11 protein-coding genes and 1 pseudogene are annotated in these 14,631 nt (G+C 22.9%); all 12 read right to left on the reverse strand.

Going from position 1 to position 14,631, the window contains the following annotated elements; genetic code table 11:
• Window positions 1-26: 26 nt before the first annotated feature.
• The 12 genes and pseudogenes from GJT88_RS01920 to thrA all read right to left on the reverse strand — a co-directional run bounded on the left by GJT88_RS01920 (window position 27) and on the right by thrA (window position 14,365).
• Window positions 27-527, reverse strand: a complete 501-nt coding sequence (locus GJT88_RS01920; protein ID WP_168895246.1) for an NADH-quinone oxidoreductase subunit J — start codon at window positions 525-527, stop codon at window positions 27-29.
• Between the two features lie 21 nt (window positions 528-548).
• Window positions 549-1,094, reverse strand: coding sequence for an NADH-quinone oxidoreductase subunit NuoI (gene nuoI, locus GJT88_RS01925; RefSeq protein ID WP_168895247.1), 546 nt, complete (start codon window positions 1,092-1,094; stop codon window positions 549-551).
• Between the two features lie 22 nt (window positions 1,095-1,116).
• A complete protein-coding gene (gene nuoH / locus GJT88_RS01930; RefSeq protein WP_168895248.1) occupies window positions 1,117-2,088 on the reverse strand; it encodes an NADH-quinone oxidoreductase subunit NuoH in 972 nt (323 codons plus the stop codon).
• Window positions 2,085-4,793, reverse strand: coding sequence for an NADH-quinone oxidoreductase subunit NuoG (gene nuoG, locus GJT88_RS01935; RefSeq protein ID WP_168895249.1), 2,709 nt, complete (start codon window positions 4,791-4,793; stop codon window positions 2,085-2,087). Before nuoG ends, nuoH begins: the two co-directional genes overlap by 4 nt.
• A gap of 90 nt (window positions 4,794-4,883) precedes the next feature.
• Window positions 4,884-6,161: pseudogene (nuoF, locus tag GJT88_RS01940) on the reverse strand (NADH-quinone oxidoreductase subunit NuoF); the annotation flags it as partial.
• Entirely contained in the window at window positions 6,142-6,654 is a 513-nt protein-coding gene (nuoE, locus tag GJT88_RS01945) for an NADH-quinone oxidoreductase subunit NuoE (RefSeq protein ID WP_168895251.1), read from the reverse strand. The pseudogene nuoF and the gene nuoE, both read right to left, overlap by 20 nt.
• An 11-nt stretch (window positions 6,655-6,665) precedes the next feature.
• Window positions 6,666-8,489 (reverse strand): NADH-quinone oxidoreductase subunit C/D, encoded by a 1,824-nt coding sequence (gene nuoC / locus GJT88_RS01950; RefSeq protein ID WP_168895252.1) that lies wholly within the window; start codon window positions 8,487-8,489, stop codon window positions 6,666-6,668.
• A gap of 31 nt (window positions 8,490-8,520) precedes the next feature.
• On the reverse strand, window positions 8,521-9,186 hold the full coding sequence (locus GJT88_RS01955) for a NuoB/complex I 20 kDa subunit family protein (RefSeq protein WP_168895253.1): 666 nt from the start codon (window positions 9,184-9,186) through the stop codon (window positions 8,521-8,523).
• Window positions 9,187-9,196: 10 nt separating this feature from the next.
• Window positions 9,197-9,598 carry an NADH-quinone oxidoreductase subunit A gene (gene ndhC / locus GJT88_RS01960; protein WP_168895254.1) on the reverse strand — a complete coding sequence of 134 codons (402 nt, stop codon included), beginning with the start codon at window positions 9,596-9,598 and terminating at the stop codon, window positions 9,197-9,199.
• A gap of 43 nt (window positions 9,599-9,641) precedes the next feature.
• A complete protein-coding gene (gene thrC, locus GJT88_RS01965; RefSeq protein WP_168895255.1) occupies window positions 9,642-10,943 on the reverse strand; it encodes a threonine synthase in 1,302 nt (433 codons plus the stop codon).
• Complete coding sequence (gene thrB / locus GJT88_RS01970) at window positions 10,940-11,881, reverse strand: homoserine kinase (RefSeq protein WP_168895256.1); 942 nt, start codon at window positions 11,879-11,881, stop codon at window positions 10,940-10,942. The genes thrC and thrB overlap by 4 nt, the downstream gene beginning before the upstream one ends.
• 21 nt (window positions 11,882-11,902) lie before the next feature.
• Complete coding sequence (gene thrA, locus GJT88_RS01975; RefSeq protein ID WP_168895257.1) at window positions 11,903-14,365, reverse strand: bifunctional aspartate kinase/homoserine dehydrogenase I; 2,463 nt, start codon at window positions 14,363-14,365, stop codon at window positions 11,903-11,905.
• Window positions 14,366-14,631: the final 266 nt, after the last annotated feature.

Here is a 14,631-nt window from a genome sequence, read left to right on the forward strand (position 1 = left end):
TTAATTTAGATAATAAAGCACAAAAATTAATTTTTTATTTTCCCTATATTTAAAGTAATAATTATTCCTGATAATAATAGAATAGACATTAATTCTACGATTATTCTATATTTAGTAAATAAATTAATTCCTATATTTTGTATAGTAACAAAATCATTAATAATATATTTATTATTACTACATGCTTTTTTAAGCATGTAAATTATATTAATTAAAAAAATTAAAGTAAAAAAAATAGAACTTATCAAAACAAAAGGTTGTTTTAAAAAATTTTTTTTTTCTTCTAATTCAATATTTTTATAATTTAATAACATTAAAACAAACATAAATAATATAACAATAGCCCCTGCATAAATAATAATTTCTAGTGCACCTGCAAAATAATTACCTAAAATAAAAAATATACTTGATATTGTAATTAATGTAATTAAAAAATATAATAAAGTATAAATTGGGTTGATGCTTATTATTATTAATATTGTAGATATTACTGATATTGCTCCTAATATATAAAAAATTGTTTCCATAGATAATACCTTTAATTTATGTTATGGTAATAAATCTTTTACATCTACTTCAATATTTTTTAAATCATCATTTTCAACTTTTTTTTTACTTGGGATATTAATACCAGACATATCATAAAAATCATAATTTTTATATTTACCTTCATTTTTAATAAATAAATCATCTTTTTCATATATTAAATTTGTTCTTTCAATTTCACATAATTCAAAATCTGGAATTAATTGGATTGCTCCTGTAGGACAGGCTTCTTCACAAAATCCACAAAAAATACATCTAGATAAATTAATTCTAAAAAATTTAGGATATGACCTACCCTCTTTGTTTATTGATTTTTTTAAAGATATACATCCAACAGGACAAACAACAGCACAAAGACTACAAGCAACACAACGTTCATTATTATTTTTATCAGAAGTTAAGACTATCCTGCCTCTATATCTCGGAGATAAATATACTTTTTCTTCCGGATACATAATAGTTTCTCTTTTTTTAAACATATTAATCCAAACAAAAAAAACACTTCTAATTTGACTAATTAAATTATTAAAAAAATTTTTAAATTTCATTTTATATTTTCATAAAAAATAATTATTTTTGCATTATAAATGCAGTAATAATAAGATTAATTAATGTTAATGGTAAACATACAAACCACCCAAAGAACATAATTTGATCATATCTAGGGCGAGGCAATGACGCCCTAATTAAAAAAAATAATACAATAAAGAATAATGTTTTAATAAAAAACCATACTATAGGAGGTAAAAAGGGGCCTAACCATCCTCCAAAAAATAAAATTACAATTAAAGAAGAAAGTACTATAATATTTATATATTCCCCCACAAAAAATAATCCAAATTTAATGCCAGAATATTCAATATGATAACCATCAGATATTTCTTGTTCTGCTTCTGGTTGATCAAAAGGATGTCTATGACATACAGCTAAACTGGCAATAAAAAATGTTATAAAACCTAAAAACTGAGGTATAATATTCCAATAATGATTATATTGTTCTTCTACTATATTAAACAGATTAAACGACCCTGTTTGACAAATAATACCCATTAAAGATAGACCCAAAAAAACTTCATAACTTATTATTTGTGCTACACCTCTTATAGATCCTAATAAAGCATATTTATTATTACTTGCCCATCCCGCAAACAAAATAGAATAAACAGAAATACTAGTCATCATTAAAAAAAATAAAATTCCAATATTTAAATTAGATATCATTATATTAGGAGTAATGGGTAATATAGCAAATACAGATAATAACGAATTAAAAGTAATAACAGGTGCTATATTAAATAATAATTTATTAGAAAATTTAGGGGTCCAATCTTCTTTAAAAATAATTTTAATCATATCAGCTAATAATTGTAAACAACCAAACAGACCTACTCTATTAGGTCCATAACGATTTTGAAATAAAGCTAATATGCGTCTCTCTCCAAAACTTAAAAAAGCTCCACTTATTATTAATATTATTAACATTAATAGTGTTTTAAAAAAAACTATTAATTGTATTGAGTTAAAAAAAGAGAATAAACTCATTTTAATACCTTTAATTTTTCAATAGTTTTTCCTAAAAAAGAAAGTGGAATTCCTGGTGTACCTAATGGTACTCCTATCAATCCCTGATGTAAAGATGTTGAAATAAATGTTTTTAATTGAATTATGTTATTTAAGCAATATATTTTAATTAAACAATTATTTAAAATTCCTAATTTCATAGCATCTTTATTATTTAAAAAAGCATAATAATTAGAAAAATATTCTTTTATTAAAGAAGATTTTTGAACTAAAGAATTACTATTAAAAAAATTGTAACAAGGTACAATAAGTAATTTATCTGAAATTTTAAATTTTTTAAAAACATTATTTTTTTTAATGTTTATATTATTATTATGTTTCTTTTTAATTTTGAATCCTATAGCATTATATTTAGATGAAACTCCTATTTCTTTTTGAAATTTATTTAATGCTTGTAAAGAATTCCATCCTGGAGCCCATAAAAAAGGTAAATGTGTACAATTAATATCAGAATTATAATTTCCTTCCATAGAAAAATTAAAAATAGTATCCTTATCTTCTGGTTGTTTGGGTTCATGTATATTAATATTTGCTAATATTGATGTTCTACCACTATAACGAATAGGAGACCTTGCAAATTTTCTATTATATACTCGATAATTAGCCTTAGGTGCTGCATTACTAATTCCATTAAGTATTGGTATTTTTTTTTCACATTCTTCAATAAGATTATCTAAATTAATTTTTTCTTTTAAATTATTTATTTTCGCATATATTGAATATATCCATTTCCAACTAGATTTTCTTTGATTCTTTTTATTATAGTAAAAAGGATTTGATGCTTGAAAAAATCTTTGTGCTCTACATTCATTATTTATAACTGTACCACTACTTTCCATAAAATTTGTTGCTGGTAATACTATATGGGCTTTTTGTGTTGTTGGGCTAAAAACATGATCTATTACTATAATATTAGGAATACTTTTAAAAAAAACATCTAACTTATCTCTCTCTTCATAATAATATAAATCATTTTCCATAATAATAATTGTATCTATATTATTAGATTTATTTAAAATATTATTTAAAGTTTTCCCATTTATTAATCCTATACCCATACTATTTACTGTATTTAAAACATAAAATAAACCTGTATTTTTTCTTTTTTTATTTAATGAATGAACTATAGCATAAGAGGCCATAATTAAGTCTAATGACCCTAAACTAGTACCGGAAATAATTAAAGGTTTTCGCGCATTTAATAAAACTTCTGTTATTTTTACAATTTTATTTTGTATATCTTTTTTTATAAGAGGATTTATTGTTTTATTATCTATATAATATGATAAAGCAAATGCAAAATTAACTTGATTATCAATTGTAGTATAATAACTCCATGAAGAAATATCATTTAAAGATGTTTTATTTATACTGGTAATAAATAATGAATTAAATGATTTTCCTTTTAAATTAAAAATAGCATTTGCATGCCAATAAGGGATTTCTTTTTTATTAATAATTTCCGTATTTTTTTTTATAGCTTGTCTTATAGCTAAATCTACTCTAGGATTTGTAGTACTTACATCTTCGCCTAATATTAGAATTACATCATAATCTTCTATTTCGGATAATGAAGGAGTATAAATATTTTTATGTTGTATTATCTTTATAATATAATCAATTTGTTTTTTTTCATCTTCTAAAATACCCACGCAAAAATTTTCATCTCCTACTAATTGTTTTAAAATAAAATTACTTTCTATACTAGCTCTTGCAGAACCTATCCCTATTATTTTTTTTGATTTTAAAATTAAATCGCTAATATTTTTAATAGCTTGATCATTCTTTAAAAATACTTTCTTTTTATTTTTTTTTTGTATAATTTGTATTGGTTTTTTTTTTAAATTAATATATCCGTATCCGAAACGTCCTTTATCACAAAGAAAATAATGATTTATTTCTTCATGGAACCTATTTTGAACACAAGATAGATTACCATAACGTTCTCCTATAAAAATATTACATCCTAAAGAACAGTGTTGACAAATACTAGGTGCATATTGTAAATCCCATTTTCTTGTAAAATGTTCAATATAGGTTTTATCATTAAAAACACCAGTAGGACATATTTCAATTAAATTACCAGAAAATTTATTCTCTAATAAACCGTCTGAATATCTACCAAAATAAATATTATTTTTAGAACCAAAAACATTAAAATCTTTTCCATCAGCATAATCTTTGTAATATCTTACACAACGATAACATGTAATACATCGGTTCATTACATGTGATATAAAAGGTCCTAAATATTGATTTTTATATTTTCTTTTAGGAAAATTATACCTACGTTTATAATGTCCAGTCATAACTGTCATATCTTGTAAATGACAACTACCTCCTTCATCACAAATAGGACAATCATGTGGGTGATTAAGCATTAATAATTCAATAATATTTCTGCGAAAATTAATCACTTCTTTATCATTAATAGAAATATATGTTTCCTCAATTGGTAAAGACATACAAGACATTATTATAAATCCATTTTTTTTTTGAATATTATCATATTGTTTTATTGCACACTGACGACATGATCCTATACTTCCTAAAATAGGATGCCAACAAAAATACGGGATATTAAATCCTAAAGACAAACATATTTTTAATAAGTTATCTTTTCTATTAACTTTATAACTTTGACCTTCTATATTAATATGAATCATGATATGTATATTCCATTTATTAATTACTTAACTAAATAATATTTTAATTTATATTGATTTTTATATAAAAAATGAGTATCTTATTTAATTTTTTATTCCACATTCAAATTCATGTAAAAAATATTTTAATGCACTTCTTAAAGGTTCCATAGCTCCAGGAGCATGAGCACAAAAAGATTTGCCATCTATTAATTGATTACTTATATCTTTTAAAAGATCAAGATCTTTAATAGACCCCCTTTTTTTTTCTAAACTAGTTAATATTGCAACAATCCATGGTAAACCTTCCCTGCAAGGAGTACAAAAACCACAAGATTCTCTTGCAAAAAAAATTTCTAAATTCTTTAATAAAGATATCATATTAATATTATGATCAATAGCCATAGCAATTCCGGTACCTAGTCTGCTCCCCGCATTACTAATATTTACAAAATCCATAGGTAAATTTAAATGATCTTTTGTTAAAAAACTAGTACCAGCTCCTCCAGGTAACCACGCTTTAAACTTAAATCCCTTTTTCATCCCCCCTGCATATTTTTCTAAAACAATATAAGCAGGAGTACCAAAAGGTAATTCCCACACTCCTGGATTTTTTACGTTACCAGAAAAACCTAACATTTTAGTACCACTATCATACAAATTATTTGATAATTGCTTATACCATTTTGCTCCAAATTGTATAATACCAGGAATATTAAAAATAGTTTCAACATTATTAATACATGTTGGTTGTCCCCATAAACCAATTGAAGATGGATAAGGTGGTTTAAAACGTGGATTAGCACGTTTCCCTTCTAAAGAATTTATTAAAGCAGTTTCTTCCCCACATATATATCTTCCTGCTCCTGTATGGAGATACAAATCAAAATTAAAATTAGTATTAAATATATTTTTTCCCAATATTCCTATTTTATAAACTTCTTTTATTACTGTATTTAAAATTTTTGCACATTGTATATACTCTCCTCTTAAAAAAATATATCCTTTATTTGCTTGTATAGCAAAAGCACTAATAATAATTCCTTCTATTAATTGATGTGGAATATGTTCTATTAAAAAACGGTCTTTATAAGTTCCTGGTTCCATCTCATCAGCATTACATATAAAATAACGATTTTCTTTAGTATTATTATTTTGTGAAGATATCAAATTCCATTTTAATCCAGTATAAAAACCTCCTCCACCTCTACCTTTTAATTTTGATTCAATTATAATATTAATTATTTCTTGAGGAGTTTTATTTATTAATGCTTCTTTTAAAATTTTATAACCATCTTTTTTTATATATTCTTTCAAAAAGACAGTTGTATTTTTATTCATACGCCACGTTAAAGGATGTGTTTCTGGATTATGATTTATTATTTTCATTAATATAACTATCCAATATAGTGTTTATACTATTACTTGTTAACGAAGTATAAATTTTTTTATTAATCATAATGACAGGACTTTTTTCACAAAGTCCCAAACAACATATAGGTAATAAAGTAAATAAACGATTTGATGTTGTTTGTCCTGGATTAATTTTTAATCTTTTTTTAATATTGTTTAAAATTTTTTCATATTTTGTTATATAACAAACAACACTATCACAATATTTAATTATATATTTACCTACTGGTGATCTAAAAATTTGACTATAAAATGTTGCTATACTATCCACTTCAGAAGGATGTATTTTTAAAATATCAGCAATAATATTTACAATAGGATCAGAAATCCATCCATACTTTTTTTGAAAAAATATTAATATTTCTATAATAGCTGCATTATTACATTCATATTGTGCACAAATATTATTAATACTTTTTAATTCTTCATGATTTAAAAAAATTTTTTTATTATTAATTGAATTATTCATAGTTTTATATATTAACGATCTACATCAGACATAACAAAATCGATGCTACCTAAATAAGTAATTAAATCTGAAACTAGACTACCACAAATAACAGAAGGTATTTGTTGTAAATGAGCAAAACTCGGAGTTCTAATTCTAGTTCTATAACTTACAGTATTACCATCACTAATTAAATAGTAACTATTAATTCCTTTTGTAGCTTCAATCATTTGAAATGATTCATTAGCTGGTATTAATGGGCCCCAAGAAACTTGTATAAAATGATTAATTAATGTTTCTATATCTCTTAACATTCTTTCTCTAACAGGAGGAGTTGTTAAAGGATGATCTACTTTATATGATCCTTCAGGCATATTATTTAAACATTGTTTTAAAATACGTAAACTTTGCCATATTTCTTCAAATTTTATTAAAACTCTAGAATAACAATCACTAATATTATTCCCTATAGGAACATCAAAATCAAAATTTTCGTAACCAGAATAGGGACGCCATTTACGAACATCAAAATCTAATCCTGTAGCTCTTAGTCCAGACCCAGTAACACCCCAAGATATAGCTTCTTTCTGATTATATGTAGCTATATTTTTAGATCTAGATATTAAAATACTATTTTGTAAAGCGGTTTTTTTATATATTTTTAATCTTTTAGGTAACCAATCTAATAATTTTTTTAGTAATATATTCCATCCGTTAGGTAAATCTTGTGCTAAACCTCCTATTCTAAACCAAGCAGGATGCATTCTAGCGCCTGTAATTGCCTCTATTATGTCATATATTTTTTGTCTGTCAGTGAATACTAAAAATATAGGTGTCATTGCACCTACATCTTGTATAAAAGTAGATAAATATAATAAATGACTATTAATACGAAATAATTCAGATAACATAACTCTAATTACTTTAATCCTATCCGTAACAATAATATTTGCTAATTTTTCTATTGCAAGAATATATGGCATTTCATTAATACAACCACCTAAATATTCTATTCTATCCGTATATGGGATATAAGTGTGCCAAGTTTGTCGTTCTGCTATTTTTTCAGCGCCTCTATGATGGTATCCTATATCGGGAATACATTGTATAATTTCTTCACCTAATAATTTTAATATAATCCTGAATGCTCCATGAACAGAAGGATGATTAGGACCTAAATTAAGAAACATATAATCATATTTATTATCTTTTACAGAAAGATTCCAATCTTTTGGATTAAATTTTGTATCTTTTATATCTATTTTATATTTTTTTTTAGTTAAAGAATATGGTTCTAATTCTGTTGCTCTTGAAGGAAAATCTTTGCGTAAAGGAAAACCTTTATTCCAATAATGTGGTAAAAGTATATGAGTTAAGTAAGGATGATTTATAAAGTAAATACCAAACATTTCCCATATTTCTCTTTCATACCAATTAGCATTTTTAAAAATGCCAGTTATACTTTTAACATTTAAAAAATTTTTTTTTAATGAAATTTTTATAATTATATCTTTATTTCTATTAATAGAAATTAAATGATAAAATAGAGAGAAATCCGTTTCATGTTTAAAGTTAAATTTATGAGAATGTAACCTTTCATCAACTCCATGCATATCGTATAACATATTATATGGGTTTTTAGTTTGTGATAAATATTTCATAAATTGAATTAAATATTTTTCTTCAATCCAAATAACTAATGGCATTTTGTTATTACAATAATTTTGTATAACAAATTTTTTACAACCAAAAGAATTTTTTAATTCATCTATGATAGGCTCTGTATCTTTTTTAGAAAAATTTTTTTTATAATTTTTTTTTTTTTCTTTTAAAAGATAAGAAAAACGATTATCCATAAATAAATCCTGTTACAAAGAATAAATTAAATTAAATTTTGTCAGGTGATCTAAATTTAATATTTTTATTATGTATAAATTTACTAGCTGCTTTCATTTTCATTTTATATATTCCTTGATCTCCGACTACCCATGATAAGGGACGTCTTTCATTATCAATATTTTTTTGTAATAATAATAAAGCTTGTATATACGATTCAGGTCTTGGAGGGCAACCTGGAATATAAATATCTACAGGTAAAAATTTATCTACTCCTTGTACGACAGAATATATATCATACATACCTCCCGAATTGGCACATGCCCCCATAGATATTACCCACTTAGGTTCTAACATTTGATCATATAATCTTTGTATTATGGGAGCCATTTTAAGAAAACATGTTCCAGCTATTACCATAAAATCTGCTTGCCTTGGAGAAGCTCTTAATACTTCTGAACCAAAACGTGAAATATCATTAATAGATGTAAATGATGTAGTCATTTCTACATAACAACAAGATAAACCAAAATTATAAGGCCATAAAGAATTTTTTCTTCCCCAATTTATAATTTTATGTGCAATTTTTTGTAAATTTCCTAAAAAAATATTTTTACTAATTTGTTCATTAATAGGATCATTATTAATATATTCCTTTTTTTCTAAAGGATATTTTTTTTGATTATTACTACTAATTTTTGTAAGAATATATTTCATAATATTTATTCTATATTTTATTTTTATTAGTGTGTTTTATAAATTGCCAATCTAACGCTTTTAATTTAAATAGATAAAATAAACTAATTAAAATGTTTAAGATAAATAATACCCCCTCGATAAATCCTGCCGATTGTATACTTTTAATAGAAACAGACCATAAGTATAAATATAATGATTCTATATCAAAAATAATAAAAAATATTGCTATTAAATAAAAATGAATATGAATTTTTATTTTAGAATCCCCAAAAGAATCAGCACCTGACTCAAAAGGTAAATGTTTATCTAAACCATATGAACGACCTCCTAAAAAAAATGATATTAATATCATAAAGCTGCTAATAATAATAGCAGTAATTTGAAATATTATAAAATACCAATAATTGAAAATTATATTGTTTTTTATCATAATTAATGCTCTTAAAAAATAAATATAATATTTTAAATAAACATTATTTAATAAAATTTTCTAATAAAAACATTTTAAAACTATTAAAATTATTAGATAATTTATAAGATAAATTTTTTTTATTTTTACATTCGACTAAAATTTTAGGTAAAGATATTTTTTTTTGTAAAATATTATATATATAATCTTGAAATTTAGAAGGATGAGCTGTTCCTAAAAAAATATTAAATGTATCTTTTTTAAGAATTTGTTTTTTTTGTGCACAATAACCAACTGCAGAATGAGGATCTAAAATATAATTATATTTTTTATATACATTTATTATTGCTTTTGTGGTTATATCATCTGTAATAGAAAAAGATTCTAACATGTTTAAATTCCAATTATTTCTATTAAATATTTCTATAATTCTAGGCCAATTATTAGGAGAACTAACATCCATTGCATTTGATAAAGTAGCAATAGTTTGTTTTGGATTCCAAAAACCTTCTTTTAAATATCTTGGCACTGTATCATTGATATTTGTAGCTGCTATAAATTTATATATAGGCAATCCAAGTGTTTTTGCTATTAAACCTGCAGTTAAATTCCCAAAATTTCCACTAGGAACAGAAATTATTATTTTCTTTTTTCTTTTTTCAAAAGGTATTTGTGCAAAAGCTTCAAAATAATAACATGTTTGGGCGATTAATCTGCTAATATTAATAGAGTTTGCAGAATTTAAATATAGTTGATTATTTAAATCTTGATCATCAAAAGCTTGTTTTATTAAATTTTGACAATCATCAAAATTTCCTTTAATAGCAATAGTTTTTACATTTTTCCCTAAAGTACAAAATAACTTTTCTTGTAATGAAGAAATTTTTTTATCAGGATATAAAATTACAACTTCAATATTTTTTTTTTTATAAAAAGCATGTGCAACAGCAGCTCCTGTATCTCCTGAAGTAGCTGTCAAAATAACAATTTTTTTCTTATTAAAAAAATTTAGCATTTCTGCCATAAAACGAATACCAAAATCTTTAAATGCTAAAGTAGGGCCATGAAATAATTCTAAACAAGCAACATTTTCTTTAATCATTACTAATTTTAAAGGAAAATTAAATGCTTGTTTAATTTTTTTTTTTAAAATATTTGGTAAGATTTCTTTTTCACTTATAAACAATGATATAATATAGCAACTTCTATCTATAAAATTAAGATTTAATATTTCTTCAATATTTCTATTGTTTAATTTAGGTAAAATACTAGGAAAAAACAAACCTTTGTTTATTCCTAAACCTATTTTTAATACTTGATTAAAATTTTTTTCTTCTGACCGATAATTAAGATTATAAAATTTCATTTTGTCTCCATAATTTGAGTACCTATTTTATTTATTATACAAATATAAACAAATCCCTTATTATTTTTTAAATAATTTTTTTTTAACCAATTAACCATATTTTGAGCAAAATTTAAATTATTAAAAATAGAAAATAAAGTAGGTCCTGATCCTGATATACCATAATTTAAAGCACCAAATTTCTTCGCTATAAGAGAAATTTTTTCGAAATCAGGTATAAGGGATTTTCTATATGGTTCAGCGATAAAATCTTGCATAAGTTTAGATGCTAATATTTCTTGCTGAGTATGACAGGCATGAATAAAACTAGCTAAATATTGATTTTGTTTAATAAAAATACTTTTTTTATATAAATTGGGTAATATTTGTCGAGAACAATATGTAGACAATTTAATTCCTGGGTATGCAATAACCCAAAACCAATTTTTAAAAAATGGTATATTTTGAATAATTAATTTATTTTTATCAGTTACTAATACTAATTTCATTCCACCTAATAAACAAGGTGCAATGTTATCATAATGTATTTTTCCAGATAAAAATCCTTCTGATTCACCCATTAATTGTAATAAATCATTATCATTTAAAGGATTATTACAAAATAAATTTATAGCTTTTAAAAAAGCAACTATAGAACATGCACTGGATCCTAATCCTGAAGCTACAGGAATATTTTTTTCTAAAATAATTTTTAAAGGAATTTTTTTGCCAATTTTATTACAAAATTTTAACCAACAATGAAATATAATATTTTCATTACTTTTTTTTGGTAAATCATCTAAAAAATAACCTTTATTTATTAAAATAAATTTTTTTGATGAATATATTGATACAAAATCTCCTAAAATTCCTTTATCTATTCTGGATAGTGATATTCCTAATGTATCAAATCCTACATTAATATTACCAATAGAAGCAGGAGCATAAATTTTAATCATAATTTTAAATTCCTTATTTTATTAGATAATTATACGTAAAAGATCAGTAAATACTCCTGCTGCAGTTACATTATTTCCGGCTCCATATCCTCTTAGTACAAGAGGTTGTGGTTGATAATAATCAGTATAAAAAGCAAAAGCGTTTTCTCCATTTTTAATATTAAAAAAGGGATGATTATTATCAATCTTTTTTAGTTTTACTTTACAAATTCCATTTTCATCAATACTACCAATATAACGTAAAACTTTATTTTCATTATTAATTTTGTCTATTTTTTCTTTATAAACATTATCTATTTCTGGTAAAAGATCAAAAAATTTTTCAATTGATATTTTATGATTAAAATGATGTGGAATAATAGGTTCTATCTTAATATCACTTAATTCTAAATTAAAACCAATTTCTCTTGCTAAAATAAGAAGTTTTCTAGCCACATCTATGCCTGAAAGGTCAATGCGAGGATCAGGTTCTGTAAATCCCATATCTTGGGCTATTTTAATAGATTTAGATAAAGTAATACCTTCTTCTAATTTTCCGAAAATAAAAGAAAGAGAACCGGATAAAATACCAACAAATTTAGTTATTCTACTGCCAGTCTTTAATAAATTTTGTAAAGTATTAATAACCGGTAGCCCAGCACCAACATTAGTTCCATAAAAAAAATTCAGATTCAATTTTTTTGCTTTGAATCTAATTTCATTATAATATTCTGATGTAGATGAATTAGCTTTTTTATTAGTTGCTATAATATGTAGTCCATGATTTAAAAAATTTAGATATTGATCTGCAATATTTTTAGAAGACGTACAATCTATAATAACAGGATTAACCAAATTATGTTTTTTAATATTTTGTAATAAATTTTCTATTGTAGAAGAACTACAAGAAAGTTTTTTTATTTCTGTTTTCCAATTTTTTAAATCAATACCACAAAAATTAATTAATGAAAATTTAGTGCTAATAATACCACAAATTTTTATATTAATAGATTTTTTTTCTAAAAAACATTTTTGTTGATGTATTTGTTGTAAAAATGCATTACCAACACCTCCTATTCCAACAATAAAAATTTCTAATATTTTCATATTATGAAATAAAATTTTGTGTGCAGTTTGTATAACATCATGAGCATGATTTTCGTTTATAATAACAGAAATATAATTTTGAGAAAAATTTTGTAAAATAGTAACTATATTAGTTTTCGTTATATTAAAAATATTTAAAAATTTTGATATTATATTAATAGAATTATTAATTTTATTACCAACTAATGATATTATTGATAATTGATCAACCAATGAAAATGGGTTAATTAAATTATGTTTTAATTCTAAATAAAATTCTTCTTCTAATAAATTTTTTAAATATTGTACATTATTATTTAAAATACCAATACTAAGGTTACAATTCTCTGTGGATTGCGTTATAAAATATATTGATATTTTTAGCTTAAATATAAAATGTAATATTTTTGACATAATATTTTTACTTTGTTTATTTTTTTCTCCATTAATATATAATATTGATATATTTTTAAGTTCAGTAATTCCTTTGATTTTTATAAACTCATTATTTAAAATATTTTTACTAATTAAAGTACCATGATTTTTAGGATATTTTATATTTTTAACTATACATGGTATATTATTTTTTAACATAGGAAATATAGTTTTATAATGAAGGACTTTGGCTCCAAAATAGGATAAAGTTATTGCTTCTTTATAAGATATAAAATCTAGTAATTGTGCTTTAGAAATTACATTAGGATCAGCAGTATAAATGCCATTAACATCAGTCCAAATTTCACAATATTTAGCTTCTAAACATACAGCTAGTACTGCAGCTGAATAATCAGAACCATTTCGCCCCAATAAAACTGTTTCTTTTTTATCATTAACTGCAGAAAAACCTGCCATTATCATTACATTAATATTAATTAATTTTTTTATATTTTCAAACTTTTTTTTAGTTAATGATATATTTATAGTTGCTTCTAAATAATTATTATTATCATATGTTAATAAATATTTTTTCGGAGAAATTATATATGTTTTATATTTTTTTATTTTTAATAAAGCATTTATTAAGATAACAGAAAATTGCTCCCCTTTTGATAAAATTTTAGCTTGAATAATATCAGGACAATTATTAATTAAATCAATTCCATTTAATAATTTTTCTAATTTAGAAAAAATTCTATCTATTTTATTTTTAATAGTAATAAAATCCAAATTTTTTACTTTTTTTTTTAATTCATTTAATAAGTTCCAAAAAAAATTTTTTATATAAATTAAATTATTTTGATAATTTTTTTTTTTTATAGATTTCTTTATTATTAAATCTAAATTATTTGTTATAGTTGCTGGTGCAGATACAACAACAGCTATTTCTTCATTTTTTAAATATGTATGGATAATATTAGTTACTAATAAAAATTTTTCTGCATTTTTTAATGATGTACCACCAAATTTCAATATTCTCATATTATCTAACCTACCTTAAATCTTAAAATTTCAAAAAGACGAATATTTATGCATTTATAGTTTTATAAAAAAATATATTTATATTATGTAATTACACTTATATTAATTATGCAATTTACAAAAAATTTAGTAATATTTTAATATAAAAAACAAACTTGAATATTATTAAATAATCTAATAATAAATGCTTATTTATTAAAAAAACAAATAATTAAGAAAAATTGAAATTTTATTTATATAATATAATTTATTTTACTAAATACTTA

The organism is Enterobacteriaceae endosymbiont of Donacia tomentosa, assembly GCF_012571135.1.
Lineage (GTDB): Bacteria > Pseudomonadota > Gammaproteobacteria > Enterobacterales > Enterobacteriaceae.

Coding starts and splice junctions, on each gene's coding strand:
- GJT88_RS01920 (WP_168895246.1), bottom strand. CDS start 527: ATGGAAACAATTTTTTATATATTAGGAGCAATATCAGTAATATCTACA.
- nuoI (WP_168895247.1), bottom strand. CDS start 1,094: ATGAAATTTAAAAATTTTTTTAATAATTTAATTAGTCAAATTAGAAGT.
- nuoH (WP_168895248.1), bottom strand. CDS start 2,088: ATGAGTTTATTCTCTTTTTTTAACTCAATACAATTAATAGTTTTTTTT.
- nuoG (WP_168895249.1), bottom strand. CDS start 4,793: ATGATTCATATTAATATAGAAGGTCAAAGTTATAAAGTTAATAGAAAA.
- nuoE (WP_168895251.1), bottom strand. CDS start 6,654: ATGAATAATTCAATTAATAATAAAAAAATTTTTTTAAATCATGAAGAA.
- nuoC (WP_168895252.1), bottom strand. CDS start 8,489: ATGGATAATCGTTTTTCTTATCTTTTAAAAGAAAAAAAAAAAAATTAT.
- GJT88_RS01955 (WP_168895253.1), bottom strand. CDS start 9,186: ATGAAATATATTCTTACAAAAATTAGTAGTAATAATCAAAAAAAATAT.
- ndhC (WP_168895254.1), bottom strand. CDS start 9,598: ATGATAAAAAACAATATAATTTTCAATTATTGGTATTTTATAATATTT.
- thrC (WP_168895255.1), bottom strand. CDS start 10,943: ATGAAATTTTATAATCTTAATTATCGGTCAGAAGAAAAAAATTTTAAT.
- thrB (WP_168895256.1), bottom strand. CDS start 11,881: ATGATTAAAATTTATGCTCCTGCTTCTATTGGTAATATTAATGTAGGA.
- thrA (WP_168895257.1), bottom strand. CDS start 14,365: ATGAGAATATTGAAATTTGGTGGTACATCATTAAAAAATGCAGAAAAA.